This window comes from Streptomyces sp. NPDC048111, assembly GCF_043202815.1.
GTDB lineage: Bacteria > Actinomycetota > Actinomycetes > Streptomycetales > Streptomycetaceae > Streptomyces.
This window is the reverse complement of the sequence record NZ_JBIDBD010000001.1, coordinates 293,923-310,120: the sequence shown is the minus strand read 5'-3', so window position 1 is coordinate 310,120 and position 16,198 is coordinate 293,923. Positions and strand designations below refer to the sequence as shown.

Below are 16,198 nucleotides of genomic sequence, written 5' to 3'. Positions count from 1 at the left end.
CGGGCGGGAGGGGGAGCATGAGCGGCACGGCCATCTCGGGTGGAGGTCACGGCCGGTGGGCCCTGGAGGCGTACGGTCTGGGCAAGAGATACCGCCGGGAGTGGGCGCTGCGCGAGGAGACCTTCCGGATTCCGGCCGGTCGCGTCTGCGGCCTCGTCGGGCCCAACGGGGCGGGGAAGAGCACCCTGTTGGGGATCGCGGCCCGGCTCGTGCGGCCGACCCGTGGGGAGCTGAGGATCTTCGGGCAGCCGGTCGGTGACGTGTCGGCGATGCCCCGCTATGCCTATCTCGGCCAGGACAAGCCGCTGTTCAAGCGGTTCACCGTGGCGGAGTGCCTGCGCATGGGCCAGGAACTCAACCCGGGCTGGGACCAGGAGGCGGCCGAACGCATCGTGCGCGAAGGCCAGTTGGCCCCTGATGCCAGGATCGGCAGCCTCTCCGGCGGCCAGCGCACCCGTGTGGCGTTCGCGCTCGCCTTCGGCAAGCGGCCCGACCTGCTGCTCCTGGACGAACCCATGTCCGACCTCGACCCGCTCGCCCGGGACGAGATCGGCTCCCTGCTCATGTCGGAGGTGGCCGAGCGCGGCACCACCGTCCTGATGTCGTCCCACATGCTCTCCGAGCTGGAGCACATGTGCGACTTCCTGCTCGTGATGGCCGACGGAAGGGTCCGCATGGCCGGGGACACCGATGAACTGGTGCCGCTGCACACGGTGGTGACCGGGATCGCCGCGGACGGGAAGCTGCCGGACGCGCTCGCCGCGCACACGGTGATCGACGCCCGTACCTCGGGACGCCAGTTCACCGCTCTGGTCCGCCACGAGGGAGCGCTCGACCCGGCGTGGCAGCTCGCCGACCCCAGCCTGGAGGAGGTGCTGCTCGGATATCTGCGCCACCCGGAGGCCCCGGCGCTGCTCTCCCCGACCGCCGTACCCGGCCACCGAGAGGAGCGCGCGGCATGAGCACCCTCACCCGCACCCCCGCACCGCAGAACGGCTCGTACACCCGCCGCCGCAGGCTGCGCGGACCGGCTTGGCTGATGGTGCGTCAGCATCGGGCCGTCCTCGTCGTCTGCCTGGCGGCGACCGTCATCGGCGCCCTCTGGATCAGCCACGAGCGCAGCGTGATGCTGGACACCCTGCACGGCGCCGGGTGGCCCGCGAAGTCCGCCGACCGGCTGGACGGCCTCACGGTCCAGCGCCTCGACAGGTCCTTCAGTGACGTCGCCCAGTACGTCGGCTACCTTCCGCTGCTGTTCGGCGTGTTCGTCGGCGCGCCGCTCATCGCCGCCGACCTGGAGCAGGGGACGGCCCGTCTCGCCGTCACCCAGTCCGTGCCCCGACTGCGCTGGCTGCTCTGGAAGTTGGGCTTCACCTTCGTCCTCGTCGTGCTGACCACCGGCACGCTCGGAGCGCTCCTCGCCCGGTGGTGGCGGGCCGGCCGCGGCGTGCTCTCCAGCACCTGGCTCGACGACACGGTCTTCGGCTCCTCGTGGCCGGTGCTGACCGCGCTCACCCTGTTCACGACCTGCCTCGGCATCGCCATCGGCCTGCTGGTGCGACGGGCGGTGGCCGCGATGGCGCTGACCCTGGTGGGGTCCGGGGTCACGTTCTATGTCTTCGACTACCTCAGGCCCCGGCTCGGCACCCCGCGCCGGGTGGCCTTCCCGTTCGACGGGGCCCGGCCGGCCGTCCTCGGTCACGGGGTCGAGGTCGACCAGTGGGTCGGCACCGCGTCCGGCAAGGTCTACGGCTGGGGAACCTGCGTGAACGACGCGGTACCGGAGGCCTGCCGGGCCAGGCTGGGGATCGTCAACGACGTGCGGGACTACTTCGGTGACGACCAGATGGCGGGGCTCCAGTGGACCGCGGCCGGGCTGTTCACCGCCGCCACCGTCCTCCTGCTGGCCCTGATCGTATGGCGGGCCGGGCGGCAGGCGCTGTAGCTCATCGGTCAGTACGTAAGATCCTGACGCGCGGGCCGGGCCGGGCGCCGGTCGCGCGAGCACGAAGTGGACGAAGGAGAGGGGGTGGGCGCGATGGTCGTGTTCCGGATAGAACGGCGCACCGGCGTGCCCGCCTACCTCCAGATCGTCCAGCAGGTGGAACAGGCCCTGCGGATGGGGGCGTTGAGGGAGGGCGACCGGCTTCCCACGGCCGCGCAGGTCGCCGCCGACACCAAGGTCAACCCCAACACGACCCTCAAGGCGTACCGCGAACTGGAGCGGTCGGGGCTCGTCGAGGTGCGCCAGGGCGCGGGAACGTTCATCACGCGCTCCCTGGCCGCGCCGCAGGACGAGCCGGACTCGCCCCTGAGGGCCCGGCTCGCCGAGTGGATGCGGGAGGCCGCCGCCCTGGGCCTCACCGAGCAGGAGGTCGCCGCACTGTTCGACACGGTCCGCACCCACACCTACGCGGTACGGGCCGCCGGCCCCGCGACCTCGAACTGAGCCGCCGCCGCACGGGCCCCGACTACTTCCCCGGGCCGCTCAGTCCGGCCACGGCCGTGGACAGGTGCTTGCGCACCGCATCGGGCAGCGGGGTGCCGCCGGCCGAAGCCACCACCTGCTCGGCCAGGCGGCGCAGTTTGGTGTTGGTGTGCTGCGAGGTGGACACCAGTACCTCCCACGCCGCGTCGGGGGACAGGCCGAAGGCCGCCATCAGGATGCCGCGTGCCATGTCGATGGTCCCCCTGCTCCGCATCGCGCGCCGCAGCTGCTGCAGTTCGAGGCGCTGGGTGTCGCGGACGGTCGGAGGGTCGTCGTCCACGAGGACGGAGACCAGGGCCTCGTCGAGATCCGCGGCCCGGTCGCCGGAGTCGAGGGCGGTCTCCTTGACGATCACGAGCAGGTTGACGGCGGAACGGTCGGACAACTCCACGCCGTCGAGGCCCGGTTGGGCCGCATCGTCCGTGGCGGAGGGGCGCGGAACCGAGGGATCTCGCACCGCCTGCCCGGTGGCGACGTCGAATTCGCCGCAGACGCTGACGACCGTGCGGTCGCCGTCGGGGCGGCTGAAGACGGTGAGACCGGACAGCTGGTGCGTGCCGGTGAATTCGGCCAGCCTGGTGCACGCGCCGGCCTGACCGGCCCCGTCCCACTCACAGTGCGGCATGGCGTCCTCCTCCCCGTGCGCACCGCGGAATTTCTCGCCGACCAGAGTCCCGCCCCCACCCGACACACGTCAAGTGATACATGAAGCCAGGTTCGGGTGTTGGGCGGCGCGAACCGGCGGGCCTACGATTCGTCCATGGGTGGAGTGCCGGAACCGCATACAGGCTGGACGTTCATCACCAATCACGCACGCGTGCTGGCGACCATCGCCGACGATCAGAATGCGCGGATTCGTGACATCGCGGCCCACTGCAGACTCACGGAGAGAGCCGTCCAGAAGATCATCGCCGATCTGGAGCAGAGCGGCTTCCTCTCGCACGCCCGGGAAGGGCGCGGCAACACCTACCGGATCGAGCCCGCCAAGGTCCTGCGTCACCCCGCCGAGGCGGAGGCCGGTCTGACCGTCGCGGCCCTGCTCGGCCTCCTGGTCCAGGACGAGGCGCACCGCACCGACGAGCCCGGCGCAGAGGTCCGCGCGGTCGGCGTCCGCGCCGTCGACGCGCACCGCTGATCCCGGGCGCCGCCCCCAAGGCCCTTCTCCCGGACGCGGCCGGTTCTCGCGGTGACGCTGGCCGGTTGCGAGCTGGTCGTGGGACCCGCGCGCCGAGAGGATGCTCCCCTGCCAGGGTGGGGATACCGAGAGGGGCGGGGAGCACATGCGGTTACGACGCGGAGGACTGAGAAACACAAGGGGCGGGGTGCTGTGGCGGGGCCTGGTCACGCTGGCCATCGCCTGCGCCGGGGCGAGCGGGGTGCCGGCGGTGGCGCAGGCCGCGCCGGCCGCGGTGTCCGGCGCGCGGGCGGCGACGGCGGCGGCGAGCGCCACGGCCACGACGGCCGCGTGCGGTACGGACCCGGGGGCGCAGGGGCTGGCGAGTTCGCCGGTCTCCGGCAGCCTGGTGTCCGTGGACCGTACGGATGGCCGGATCGCCCAGTTCCAGCTGTTCTACGACACGACGGCGACCCGGGGCCTGCCCTTCGTCTGGCACCGCGAGCAGCTCGCGCCGGGCGGGACGTACGGGGCGTGGCAGCGCGTGAGCGCCACGACCGTGGGCCCCAAGAGCTACTACGTCACCGCGATGGAGAACTCCGCGGGCCGCCTCGAACTGCTCTTCTCCACGTACGGGTCGTTCTGCCACGCGGTGGAGGACGACAGCCCCGCGGGCTGGAGCGAACCCGACACGTTCGGTCTCGCCCCGACGCCGTACCACGGCGGCGTCGTGCTGTTCAAGGAGCGGGACGGCAGCATCGACGCCTTCGCCTCCGGGTCGCGGACCGGCGCCACCATGGAGGTCCGCCACCAGCAGGACGCGGCGTCCGGCTGGGGCCCGGTGCTGCCCATGGGCCTGGTGCCCGGTCAGGACGTGGGCCTGAGCCAGCCCAGCACCGTCGAGCAACTGGCCGACGGCAGGCTGCACTTGACGGTCCGGGAGTGGAACCGCGACCGCATGTGGGAGATCTATCAGACGCTCCCCGGCGGTGGCTGGGGGCCGTGGATGCCGATGTCCTCCGCGGCGCCGGCGAAGGCGCCCTCCTCCGTACGAACGGCGGCAGCGGAACCCCGGTTGACCGTCGACCGCACCACCGGACTGCGGGACGGCGACATCGTCAAGTTCACCATCGCGGGCGGGCCGCCCAGGGACTACGTCTGGGTCAAGGAGTGCGGCCCCTCGGCGTCCGCGACCACCTGCGACGACGACACGGGCCGTCAGTTCCGCGTCTACCCGGACGGCACCTACCAGCTCTCCCCGAAGAAGCTGTACGCCCAACTGTCCACCACCACAGGGGCGTTCGACTGCCGTACGGCAGCCGCCGCGAACCCGTGCACGCTGGCCCTGACCGACAACAACGGGGCCCTGCTCACCACCGTCCCGCTGCGCTTCGCCCCGCACGCGCCCCTGGAGGCGCCGCCGACCCTGCGGGTGAACCCGGACGAGGGCCTGGTGGACGGACAGGCGGTGCAGGCCACCGGCAAGGGCTATGAACCGCAGTACCACGTGCTGATCATGGAGTGCGTCACCGGGGCCACCGACACCTTCGGCTGCCGCCCCCGCTCCAGGCCGCCGGCCACCACCGACGCCGGCCGCGTGAACGAGACTGTCACGGTGTCGGCCACGTTCACCGCGATCGACGGCCGGACCATCGACTGCCGTACGGCGCACGCCTGCGAGCTGATCGTCTTCGGCACGAGGGTGCGCGGCCCGGAAACGGTCCGCCACGCCATCGAGTTCGTACCCGCCCCGGCCCCGGCCGCACGGGGCTGAGCCCGGCCGGACCTGTTTCGGAGCTGGACGAGGGAGGGGACCGCCCCGGGTGAAGCAACCCGGGGCGGCCCCCTCGCCGCATCCTTCACGCCCGGCGGTAGGGGCGGAAGAACGCGCGCAGCTCCTTGGCGTACAGCTCGGGCTCCTCGAACGGCGCGAAATGGCCGCCGCGTTCGGGCTCGGACACATAGGTGACGTTCGCCGTACGGTGCAGCCAGGCGTGCGGCGGACGCACCACGTCACCGCGGAACAGCGAGAACCCGGAGGGTACTTCGACGCGCCGGGCCAGCTGGGACGGCGCGATCGCGGCGTTCGCCCGGTACATGCGCATGGAGGAGCCGATGGTCTGCGTCAGCCAGTAGAGCGTGACGTTCGTGAGGACCTCGTCCTTCGTGAAGCTCCGCTCGATGTCGCCGTCGCAGTCGCTCCAGGAGCGCAGCTTCTCGACGATCCACGCGGCGAGCCCGGCCGGCGAGTCGTTGAGTCCGAACGCGGCGGTCTGCGGCTTCGTACGGTGCATCGCGGCGTACGCCCCCTCCTGCGCACCCCAGGCCCCGGCCTCCTCCAGCCAGGCGCGCTCCTCGGGAGCGAGGTCGGCCGGGTCGCCGAAGTAGCGGGGAATCCCCGCGTCGGTGCGGTGCACGGCCACCACCCGGTCGGGATGGTCGAGTGCGAGGTAGCGGCTCACATGGCTGCCGATGTCGCCGCCCGCCGCGCCGAACCGCCGGTAGCCGAGCACACTCATGAGCTCGGCCCACAGACCGGCGACGGCGATGGAGTCCAGGGGCGTGCCGGGGCGCTCGGAGTAGCCGAAGCCCGGCACGTCGGGGACCACGACGTCGAACGCGTCGGCCGGATCGCCGCCGTGCGCGCCGGGGTCGGTGAGCAGCGGCACCACCTTCGAGTAGCGCCAGAACGAATCGGGCCAGCCGTGGGTGAGGACGAGTGGCAGCACGGGGCCGGTGGGCGCCACGGCCCGGGCGTGCACGACATGGATGCCGAGCCCGCCGACCGGCACCCGGAACCGTGGCAGCCGTTCGAGCGCCGCCTCCTGCGCGGGCCAGTCGAAGCCGTCGGCCCAGTGGGCGACGAGCTCGCGGAGATGGCCGAGGTCGGTACCGAGTGCCCAGCCCGCGTCCTGCGGCGCGTCGGGCCAGCGCGTGGCACGCAGGCGGGTGCGGAGGTCGTCGAGCACCTCGGGGGTGGCCCGTGGACGGAACGGCACGGGACGGGGCAGCGCGTCGGACATGCACCGCACCCTACCGATCCGGCCACCCCCCATCGAGCGCCGAGGCCGGGATCTTTCTCCTACGTCCGTACACAGCACCACAACTGACGGCCCATCATCTCAAGGGCGGGTCGCGATCTGCTGGTTGTTGCCACTCAGTACGTGATGCTCGGCGAGCACCTGGCACAGCCCGACGTGCACCCCCGTCCCGGCGCAGTTGTCGTCGGCGTTCGGGGCCGGCGGGGCGGCGGTGGCGCCGTCGAGGGTCAGGCAGGTGAGGGCGGCGAGGGACACCGCGGCCACGACGGTACGAGTCAGGAACATGCGCTGCCCAACGACCCGTTCCCTTCCACGACACTCACCGACGGATCACCGGCCGGCGGCGGCGTCGCGCGACTCGGCGCCGCCGTCGTGAAACGGCCGAGGGCCGGCACCCCCCTCGTGCGGGGGTGCCGGCCCTCTCACCTCGGATGCCGTGGCGGCGGCACCGGACGGTGGCCGGTCGGATCAGCGGTGGCCCCAGGACTTCGTGGCGATGGTGCGCCGGTGGTCGTCGCGCAGCGTCGCGGTGTCCCGGTGGTTGTCCCACGCGTAGTCGCGGCGGTTCTGGTACACGTCGCGTCCGGTGTCACGCCCCTTGCCGGTGTGGACGCGCACCGACTGGTGGCCGGCCAGGCGCAGGTTGTGGAACGTGTAGGTCTGGTGGGCCCGGTCGGTGAGGGTCCAGCCGCGCAGGTTCACCGTGCCGCGTCCCGTGTTGGTGACGGTGACCCACTCGGCGTTGAGGCTCCGCTGCGAGTGGTCGTCGTGTCCGGGGCTGTCGTACTGGACCGGGCCGAGGACGATGGGCGACCGCGGCGCCGGCCGGGCGGCGGCGGAGGCGGGAACAGCAGCGGCCGCGGCGAGGCCGGAGGCGGCCAGGACGAGGGCGGCGACGCGGGTCATGGTGCGAGGAGACATGTGAACTCCCGTTCACGGCGCCCTGCGGGCGGAGCCGAGGGTGCCGAATGGTGTGAAGTCCGGCGCTGGTTCGGCCGGACAACCACACTGTGGACCGACCTCGGGCGGAGCGGACGGGAGAAGGTCTGTGCGTGACAAAACACGGAACATGACACACCGTCAGCGATCACGGCGCACGCGCCCCAGCGCGTGGAACCAGCCGCGCCCCCTGTTCGCTCGGGGTACGGAGACCCACCCCCGGGGCGGGGGGCCAGCCCGTCGGCGGGAGGGGGGCTGGCCCCATGGCCGGGGGCGCGGCCATGGGCGAGTCTCGAAGCATGTTCCGTACGCCTCTGAACAACGGGTTCCTGCGTACCGCGAGCGCCGCGGCACACCTTCGGCTGTTCGTCTTCGTCGGCGTCGTCACCGTGCTGGTGACCCGCGCCTTCCTCGCCCTGACGGACTACCCCAAGCTCGGGGGAGGCGCCGGGGGCGGCGGGCTGCACATCTCCCACATGCTGTGGGGCGGCCTCCTGATGCTGGCGGGGCTGCTGGTGATGCTCGTCTTCACCGGAGTCGCCGCACGCCGCAGGGGAGCCGTGCTGGGCGGGGTCGGCTTCGGACTGTTCATCGACGAGGTCGGCAAACTGGTCGCCACCGACGGCTACTTCTACCGCCCGGCGCCCGGCCTGATCTATCTGACCTTCGTCGCCCTGACCGCGCTCGCCTGGTGGGTCACCCGGCGTGCGGGCGCCGACAGCACGGCCGCGCCGGGCGCGACCCGTGCGGCCTGCGCCGCCGACACCGCGCTCCACGGCGTCCTGTGCGGGCTCACCGCGCAGGAGCGCCGCGAGGCACTGCACCGACTGCGCGCCACCGACGCACCGCTCGGCGAGCTGGACCGAGCCCTCGCGGCCCTGCTCGAAGCGGTGCCCGAGCGCCCGGCCGGCCGCGGCGCCCCGTACGACGAGGCGCTGCGGCGCGCCCGGAGCTGGATCACGGCGCAGGTGTCGGGCAAGCGGGTGCTGGTGCACCTGGTGGCCTGGGGCACGACGCTCCAGGCCGCCGTCCTCCTCATCGCGGTGACCGCCGAGGGTCTGACGGGCGGGCTGGCGGGCGAGACGCAGTGGACGGCCATCGCCGGAGCGCTCGCCTGCTCGCTCGCCTCGCTGGTGCTCGCGCTGCGCGGCACCGCCCAGTTGCTCCGCGACCGTCAGGCCGCCCTCGGCACCCTGCGCGCCGCCCTTCTGGTGGACCTGCTCCTCGGGCAGGTCTTCAAGTTCACCATCAACCAGTTCTCCGGAGTGACCGACTGGCTCATCAGCCTGGCGCTGCTCTACGTGCTCTCGGCCCAGGTGGCCTGCCGTCAGACCCCGCGCGGACCGGGCGCGGAGCGCCCCGCGGCACCGCTCGGTGCGACCAGGCAGGCCGCGTGACGACGGCGGGCGGGGCACGCCGCCGACGCACGCCCCGGCCATGGACCTGCGGGTGAGCGGAGGGCGCGACCCGTTCGCCGGGTGATCGCGGTGCGGCGCTCTGCTCGGTGTGCGGCGGGCAGGCGCACCCCGGCCAGTACGGCCCGGTGTGCGCCGGTCCACGCGGGTGGTGGGTCGCTACACCTCGCCGTCCGGGTGGGCGCCCCGGTGCAGCACGGCTTCGCGGGCCGACCGCGCGAGGCCGGCCGCCGCCTCGTGTCCTTCGCCGTGATCCGCGAACGTGACACTGCCCAGGCTGCCCTTGTCGAGCCAGCCGCAGTTGAACAGGGCCCGGCCGGCGATCTCGTACGACACGCAGCGCATGGAGCCGCCCAGTGGGCCGGGCGCGGCGGTCCACGCCGATTTCACGGTAACGCCGCCCGCCTCGATGCCGCTCTGCAACTCGGTGAGCACATCGGCCGTCGCTTCGTGGAAGTCGCCCGCCGCGCCCCAGATCGCGATCGCGGGCACGTCCGGGCCGGGCCCGTAGACATAGGTGAAGGTCTGCTCCTTCTGGCCTGCCAAGTCCCTGGAGAGCGAGCTTTCCAGGGCCTCGACGGCCGGGCTGTTGTCCTGGCGGGTGAACCCCCGGAACTGCTCGGGCGCCGCGACCGTGTAGCGCGGATACGCCGCGTACTGCTGGTGGCGCCAGATGCCCGACGCCACGGCGACCGCCACGACGACGGTGAGCAGCACCGCGCCGGTCACCTTCTCCCGGCGGGTGTACGCCGGGACGGGCGGCAGGGCGGGGAAGGGCGGGACGGCACCGGGGTCGGCGGCGGGCGCCGACGGGCGAAGTGCCGCCCGTCTCCTGGCCCGGCGCAGCGGCGCGGTGCGGAACAGGGCCACCGCGAGGGGCGGCACCAGGACGGCCGCCGTGGTCCAGGCGGGCAGGCGCAGGGCCGACACGGCGATTAGGATCGCGACGCACAGCACGACGCGCAGCAGTGCCAGACCCAGGGGTGCCCGCACCGTCCAGCGCAATGGGGCCCGGCCGGGCCGCGCGAGCACGGCAAGGGTCTCGGCGAGCACGGCGAGGCGGGAGTCGTCGGGCCGGGCCCGGGCGTGGAACTCGGCCCGGGCGGCGGCCGTGGCCGGGTCGCCGATGGCGGTCAGGACCAGGCGCGCGTCGAGCAGCTGTGTCCGCAGGGCCTGAAGGTGCCCGGGGCCCATGGCGCCCAGCTGGGCACCCGGCGCCGCATGCTGCTCGACCTGCAGGGCCTGGGGCGACCCGGGTGCCAACTCCCGCAGTCGCTGCGCGAGTTCGGGCCCGCGGCGATGGCGTGCGGGGTGGTCCATGTAGTCGCTCGCCAGGCACAGCCGGCCATACGCGCACAGGAGGTCGAGGTCGTCGGGGAAGGCGTCGAGGCCCTCCCGATAGGCCGCTTCGGCCCGGTCGTCGTGATCGTCGTCGTCCTCCGCGGCGTGCGCGAGGCCGAGGGTGAGGAAGAGACGGGGGTCGGGACTCTCCGCCGCCAGTGCACTCCTGGCGACGCTCCGCGCCTCGGCGAGCCGCCCCGCCCGGAGATGGCGCTCCGCTTCCGCGCACGCGGACATGACCTCTTGTTGCTCGGACTGCATGGCTCCCCGCCCCTGATGCTCCCCGACCGCTCGAACGGCGTCGGCGGGCCACTATCACCTGTGGAACACGCCTGGTCAAGCCGCATTTTCCCTAGGGGCCCGCAGGTCTGCGCCGCCGCGGCCGAGCCGATCGCTCCGCGGGCTCGCACCGTCCTCGTCCACCTTTCGGCCGACGTGGCGACCCGGCGCGCCGGGCCGCAGGGCCCGGTGATCGAGGACCTGTGGCGCGGGGGTGCGGCCACGGGCGTGGAACAGGCTTGAACAGGCCGCCCGCGCCGTGGGCGGCGTCCCGTGCCCCCTTCGAAAGGCCCTCCTTGATGTTCTCCCGGCCGAACCGCACCCAGCGCCACCGCACCGCGCGCCACCGCGTGGCCGCCGCCGCGATCGTCACCACCGCCGTGGCGGGGGTGTCCCTCGCCCTGGCGGGCCAGGCGTCCGCCGCGTACGGGCCCGACTACGGCGACGCGTGGGTGAAGGGCAACACCGGTCATTACAGCGACAATTGGACGAAGACGTACGACAAGCACTACGGCGACGCCTGGACGCCGCGCGTGCCGGCGCAGAGCCGTGCCGACATCGCCGTCAGCGCCTCGGGTCCCGCGCACATCGACCACGACCAGGAACAGCTGTGGACGGTCCGGATCACCAACTCCGGCAAGGCCACGGCCCATTCGGTGCGCTCGGTGACCACCCTGCCGGCCGGCATCGAGCACCGCGCGCACCGCATCAGCCAGGGCGCCGGCCACGCCGAACTGACCGGGGACGGCCGCGTCGTCGTCACCATCGGCGCCCTCAAGCCCGGACAGAGCGTCCAGTTGCAGATCGCCGGGCGCGGCCCCTCCTACGGTGGCGGCACGGTACAGCTCGTCACCAAGGCCACCACCGCCTCGGCCGAGCAGAACACCTCCGACAACACGGCCACGGTGCGCACCAGGATCGCCTGATCCGAAGGCCGCGCGGAGGCGCTCGCGCAGGGTGGCGGCGGTGCGAGGCGGGGCGGACGCCGCGGGTGGCGGCTCTCTCAAGAAATTGCTGCAAGTTTCTGCATCAATTTGCGCCACCTCTTGACGGGGTGTCGGCCGCGGCGGGATCGTCTCTCTCGCGCAGCCGCATCCGACCGCACGGCGGGCCGCGTGCCGGATCCCGGGACGGATCCGGCACACGCGGTGCCGTGAACGGCGGGTGGGCCGCGCGGAGCCGTGGTGTCGGCCGACACCACGGGTCAACTCCCCGCAGCACGCCCGCGCCGGGCGGCCACCTCCCCATGGCCGCCGTACGGTGCGGCCGAACGCTGCCCCCACCTGCCCAGGGAGCCGCCATGTCCGCACCGTCAAGCCGCACGGCCACCGCCACCGTGCCGATCACCCGCCGCCGCACATCGGCCGGCCTGCTCGCCGCCGGAGCGCTGGTCGCCGGCGCGATCCTGCCCGTCGCCTTCCAGGGCACGGCCCACGCGGCGGCCGCCAACGGCGGCGACGTGATAGCCAACCTCTTCGAATGGAACTGGAAGTCGGTCGGCCAGGAGTGCACGACCGTGCTCGGCCCCAAGGGGTACGGAGCCGTGCAGGTCGCCCCGCCCGGCGATTCGATCCGGATTCCCGGCGGCACCCACCCGTGGTGGGACGTCTACCAGCCGGTCGGCTACGACCTCAACAGCCGCATGGGCACGGAGGCCCAGTTCGCCGCCATGGTGTCGGCCTGCCACGACGCGGGCGTCAAGGTGTACGCGGACGCCGTGATCAACCACACCGCCGGAGCCAACCAGACCAGCACCGACTCCTACGGCGGCGCGAGCTTCAACCCCTCCGCCTACAGCTACGGCAGCATCGGCTACGACCGCTCCAGCTTCCACGACTATCCCGCCAACTGCCCCAACGCCGGGAACGGCATCAACGACTGGAACAGCGTCCAGCAGGTGCAGGAGTGCCAACTGGTGTCGCTCTCCGACCTGTTCACCGAGAAGGACGACGTCCGCTCCAAGATCGCCGGATACCTCAACAAGCTGGAGGGGTACGGCGTCGACGGCTTCCGGGTGGACGCCGCCAAGCACATCGCCCAGGCCGACATGGCCGCGATCCTGGCGAAGGTGAACGACACCCGCTGGGGCGGCCGGCCGTATGTGTACCAGGAGGTCATCCCCGGGGGCAGCGGGCAGCTCGCGCCGAGCGCGTTCGAGGGCAACGGCAGCGTGCTGGAGTTCACGCACGCCCACAAGCTCAAGGACCAGTTCAACGGCAACATAGCCAACCTGCGTACGTTCGGCCGGAGTTGGGGTCTTGAGCCGAGCGACAAGTCCTCCGTCATGGTGACCAACCACGACCTGGAGCGCGACAACAGCACGCTCACCTACAAGGACGGCGCCAAGTACACCCTGGCCCACATCTTCGAACTCGCCTGGGGCTACGGCACCCCGCAGGTCTACTCGGGGTTCCGCTTCAACAGCGCCGACGACTCCCCGCCCGCCGACGCCAATGGCTACGTCACGGACACCGACTGCTCCGGCGGCGCCTGGATCTGCACCGACCGCAACCAGGGCATCGCCAACATGGTGGGCTGGCACAACGCCGCCAAGGGGCAGAGCGTGGCCAACTGGTGGGACAACGGCAACAACGCCATCGCCTTCAGCCGGGGCGGCGCCGCGTGGGTGGCCATCAACAACAGCGGCGCCGCCGTCAGCCAGACCTACACCACCGGCCTCGCCGCCGGCACGTACTGCGACGTCATCCACGGCGCCCCTCCCGCGGGCGGCGCCTGCACGGGACCCGCGGTGACGGTCGACTCCGCGGGGCGCGCCACGGTCACCGTCGGCGCGGGCGACGCGGTGGCCCTCTACGCGGCGGGCACCTCGTGCACGGGCGGCTGCTCCACCCCCTCGCCCACGCCCACGCCGACCGCGTCCGGCACCGTGAGCGAGACCTTCCACGAGACCAAGACCACGGTCTGGGGCCAGAACGTGTACGTGGTCGGCTCGATCCCGGCGCTCGGCAGCTGGGACCCGAACGCCGCCGTCGCCCTCTCGTCGGCGGCCTATCCCGTGTGGTCGGCGACCGTGAACACCCCGGCGGGCACCCGCTTCGAGTACAAGTACATCGTCAAGGACGGTGCGGGGAACGTCACTTGGGAGTCGGGCGCCAACCGCGTCCACACCGCGGCGGCGTCCGGTGCCGAGACGCTCACGGACACCTGGAAGTGACGGCCGCCGCCCGGCTCCCTTCTTTGACGGCTGCCTTCCCGTTTTATGAGCGAACGATGACAGGAGGCGATATGTCCCGAGCGTGCTGATTCGCTGGGGGCATGAACAGCAACCACCTCGGTCCCGTCCGCCCCCGTCCTTCCCGTCGAACGACCCGGCGCGCCGCGTACAGCCTCGCGGCCGCCGCGGCGCTCGGCGCCGCCCTCGTCGGCTGCGGCGGACAGGACGAGGACGCGGGACGGCAGGCCGGCGACGGCGCCGGGCACCAGCAGGAGGCGGGCGCCGGCGGCGCGAAGGTGCTCTGGGTCGGCGACTCCATCGCCGGCGCGGAGGCCCCCGCGCTGGGCGCGGCCCTGAAGGCCGGCGGTGTGGACTTCAAGGACGCCTCGTCCGACGGCGGCGGCACGGTCGTCGACGGCGGCGACGAGATCACCGGCAAGATCTCCGCCGACACCTGGCAGCAACTGACCAAGAACATCGGCTCGTTCAGGCCCACCGTCGTCGCCTACCAGATCACCACCTACGACTGGGGCAGCCAGGACAAGCAGCGCGCCGCCTACGAGAAGCTCGCCACCACGGTCAAGGACGCGGGCGCCAAGCTGGTCCTTGTGTCGGCCCCGCCCATCACGATCGACGACTTCTACAAGACCCACGAACCCCAGATGAAGACCGCCCCCGAGGCGGCCGAGCAAGCCGCGAAGAACAGCGGCGGAGCGGCCGTGTTCCTCGACTCGGCCCAGCTGTGGGGCACCGACGCGACGGCCAAGAAGGCCCAGCGCTCCTCCGACGGCATCCACAACTGCCAGCAGGGAGCCGCCGCCTTCGCGAAGTGGTTCGCCGCGCAGCTCGGCAAGGAGGCGGGGTTCACCCCCGCCGGCGTGGACACCTGGGCGCGGGGCGCGTGGACCGGCGACGCCCGGTACGCCAACCTCAAGTGCGGCAGCTGAGGGACCGGCACGCCCATGTTCCCCGCCTCCTCCGGTCCCGTCGCCACCGAGGCCCGTCACCGCGCGCCGCGTGCGGGTGGCGCCGGCCGCGCGCACATCGCCGCCCTCGACGGGCTGCGCGGGTTCGCGGTCGCGGCCGTGCTCCTCTTCCACGCCGGCCACCTGAGCGGCGGCTTCCTCGGCGTCGACCTCTTCTTCGTCCTGTCCGGGTACCTGATCACGGGCCTGCTGCTCGGTGCGGCGGCGTCCGGCGGCGGGACGGTGGCCCTGATCTCCTTCTGGGTGCGCAGGGGGCGGCGCCTGTTCCCGGCGCTGGTCCTGGTGGCGGTGGCCACCCTGCTCGCCGTGTGGGCGCTCGGCACGGCCGAGCAGCTGCGGTTCGCGCACGGCGATCTGCCGTGGGTCGCGGCGCAGGCCGTCAACTGGCACTACATCGCCGACCGCGTCGGGTACTGGAACGCCTCCGACACCCGGGTCTTCGCGCATCTGTGGAGCATCGGCGTGGAGTGGCAGTTCTATCTCCTCTGGCCGCTCGTGCTGACCGTCGCGGCCCGGGGCCGGCACGCCCAGCGCACGGTGGCGGCCCTGGCGGGCGCCGGGGCCGCGGCCTCCCTCGCCCTGATGGTCACGCTCGGCGCGGCCGTCGACACCACCCGGGCCTACGAGGGCACCGACACCCGGGCCGCGGCCCTGCTGCTCGGGGCGCTCGCGGCGACCGCGCCCGTGCGCGGCCTCGCCGGGAGGATTCCGCGCCGGGCTGCCGACGTCCTCTGTCTCGTCCTGGCGGCGGGGCTCGCGGTGTCCTGGACGGTGACCGAGGGGGAGAAGGCGCCGCTGCTGTTCAGGGGCGGCCTGTTCCTGCATTCGGTGGCCGCGGCGGTGCTCATCCTGGTCGTCGCCCAGGTGCCCGGCACCCGCACGGCGCGCGTCGTGGGGAGCGTGGTGCCGCGCCGTCTGGGCGAGTGGTCCTACAGCCTCTATCTGTGGCACTGGCCCGTCTATCTGGTGCTGCTGCCGAGGCTTTCGGCCCTCGGTGACGGGGCGGCCACCGCGGTGGCCATCGGGGTGTCGCTCGCCGCCGCGGCGGCGACGAAGCGGTTCGTCGAGGATCCCGTGCGGTTCCGGTCCGGCTGGGCGCGCGGGCGCCGCGGCCTCGCCGTGGTGACCGCGCTGGCGCTGGCCGGCCTCGCCCTGTGGGCGCTGGTCCCCGTCCCGGCGCCGGGTGCGGGCACCGTCGACCTCAACCAACTGCGGTGATGGCGCCTCGTCCGCGCGGGTGCCTTTTCCACGACGGCACCCTTCCCGTGGCGGCACCTCTTGCGCGCCGGCTCCTCTTGTTGCGCGACGGACCCGACCGGGGCGCCGTCGCGGAAGGGGTGACCCGTGCCACGTCGTGCATGCGGCAGTATGCGTACATATGGCCTCCGACCCCGCCATGCCTCCCCCGTCCGGAAAGGAC

Annotated in this window: 15 protein-coding genes; 10 read left to right on the top strand and 5 right to left on the bottom strand. The window is 72.9% G+C overall.

Going from position 1 to position 16,198, the window contains the following annotated elements; genetic code table 11:
• Nucleotides 1-17: 17 nt before the first annotated feature.
• The 3 genes from ACGF3I_RS01420 (at nt 18) to ACGF3I_RS01410 (ending at nt 2,449) form a co-directional block, all read left to right on the top strand.
• Complete coding sequence (locus ACGF3I_RS01420; protein WP_393128448.1) at nt 18-962, top strand: ABC transporter ATP-binding protein; 945 nt, start codon at nt 18-20, stop codon at nt 960-962.
• A complete protein-coding gene (locus ACGF3I_RS01415) occupies nt 959-1,945 on the top strand; it encodes an ABC transporter permease (RefSeq protein WP_393128447.1) in 987 nt (328 codons plus the stop codon). Before ACGF3I_RS01420 ends, ACGF3I_RS01415 begins: the two co-directional genes overlap by 4 nt.
• Before the next feature lie 93 nt (nt 1,946-2,038).
• Nucleotides 2,039-2,449, top strand: coding sequence for a GntR family transcriptional regulator (locus ACGF3I_RS01410; protein ID WP_393129086.1), 411 nt, complete (start codon nt 2,039-2,041; stop codon nt 2,447-2,449).
• A 22-nt stretch (nt 2,450-2,471) separates the two neighbouring features.
• Here the strand turns inward: ACGF3I_RS01410 and ACGF3I_RS01405 are convergent, their stop codons facing one another.
• Nucleotides 2,472-3,113 (bottom strand): ANTAR domain-containing protein, encoded by a 642-nt coding sequence (locus ACGF3I_RS01405; protein ID WP_393128446.1) that lies wholly within the window; start codon nt 3,111-3,113, stop codon nt 2,472-2,474.
• 135 nt (nt 3,114-3,248) lie between these two features.
• Between ACGF3I_RS01405 and ACGF3I_RS01400 the strand changes: the two genes are divergently transcribed.
• On the top strand, nt 3,249-3,623 hold the full coding sequence (locus tag ACGF3I_RS01400; RefSeq protein ID WP_393128445.1) for a MarR family transcriptional regulator: 375 nt from the start codon (nt 3,249-3,251) through the stop codon (nt 3,621-3,623).
• A gap of 187 nt (nt 3,624-3,810) precedes the next feature.
• Nucleotides 3,811-5,376, top strand: a complete 1,566-nt coding sequence (locus tag ACGF3I_RS01395) for a neocarzinostatin apoprotein domain-containing protein (protein WP_393128444.1) — start codon at nt 3,811-3,813, stop codon at nt 5,374-5,376.
• Between the two features lie 85 nt (nt 5,377-5,461).
• Here the strand turns inward: ACGF3I_RS01395 and ACGF3I_RS01390 are convergent, their stop codons facing one another.
• From ACGF3I_RS01390 to ACGF3I_RS01380, 3 genes are all read right to left on the bottom strand, one after another.
• Nucleotides 5,462-6,625 (bottom strand): epoxide hydrolase family protein, encoded by a 1,164-nt coding sequence (locus ACGF3I_RS01390; protein ID WP_393128443.1) that lies wholly within the window; start codon nt 6,623-6,625, stop codon nt 5,462-5,464.
• A gap of 99 nt (nt 6,626-6,724) precedes the next feature.
• On the bottom strand, nt 6,725-6,928 hold the full coding sequence (locus ACGF3I_RS01385; RefSeq protein WP_393128442.1) for a hypothetical protein: 204 nt from the start codon (nt 6,926-6,928) through the stop codon (nt 6,725-6,727).
• 183 nt (nt 6,929-7,111) lie between these two features.
• Complete coding sequence (locus ACGF3I_RS01380) at nt 7,112-7,564, bottom strand: lamin tail domain-containing protein (RefSeq protein ID WP_393128441.1); 453 nt, start codon at nt 7,562-7,564, stop codon at nt 7,112-7,114.
• 317 nt (nt 7,565-7,881) lie between these two features.
• Here ACGF3I_RS01380 and ACGF3I_RS01375 point away from each other — a divergent pair, with 317 nt between their 5' ends.
• Nucleotides 7,882-8,979 carry a hypothetical protein gene (locus ACGF3I_RS01375; RefSeq protein ID WP_393128440.1) on the top strand — a complete coding sequence of 366 codons (1,098 nt, stop codon included), beginning with the start codon at nt 7,882-7,884 and terminating at the stop codon, nt 8,977-8,979.
• A 177-nt stretch (nt 8,980-9,156) separates the two neighbouring features.
• Here ACGF3I_RS01375 and ACGF3I_RS01370 read toward each other — a convergent pair whose 3' ends face one another.
• Nucleotides 9,157-10,599 carry a hypothetical protein gene (locus ACGF3I_RS01370; RefSeq protein WP_393128439.1) on the bottom strand — a complete coding sequence of 481 codons (1,443 nt, stop codon included), beginning with the start codon at nt 10,597-10,599 and terminating at the stop codon, nt 9,157-9,159.
• 317 nt (nt 10,600-10,916) lie between these two features.
• On the opposite strand from ACGF3I_RS01370, the gene ACGF3I_RS01365 reads away from it, so the two are divergent.
• From ACGF3I_RS01365 to ACGF3I_RS01350, 4 genes are all read left to right on the top strand, one after another.
• Nucleotides 10,917-11,543 carry a hypothetical protein gene (locus tag ACGF3I_RS01365; RefSeq protein ID WP_393128438.1) on the top strand — a complete coding sequence of 209 codons (627 nt, stop codon included), beginning with the start codon at nt 10,917-10,919 and terminating at the stop codon, nt 11,541-11,543.
• Between the two features lie 374 nt (nt 11,544-11,917).
• Nucleotides 11,918-13,792, top strand: coding sequence for a carbohydrate-binding module family 20 domain-containing protein (locus ACGF3I_RS01360; RefSeq protein ID WP_393128437.1), 1,875 nt, complete (start codon nt 11,918-11,920; stop codon nt 13,790-13,792).
• 101 nt (nt 13,793-13,893) lie between these two features.
• A complete protein-coding gene (locus tag ACGF3I_RS01355; RefSeq protein WP_393128436.1) occupies nt 13,894-14,739 on the top strand; it encodes an SGNH hydrolase domain-containing protein in 846 nt (281 codons plus the stop codon).
• Between the two features lie 15 nt (nt 14,740-14,754).
• Nucleotides 14,755-15,996, top strand: coding sequence for an acyltransferase family protein (locus ACGF3I_RS01350; RefSeq protein ID WP_393128435.1), 1,242 nt, complete (start codon nt 14,755-14,757; stop codon nt 15,994-15,996).
• Nucleotides 15,997-16,198 lie beyond the last annotated feature (202 nt).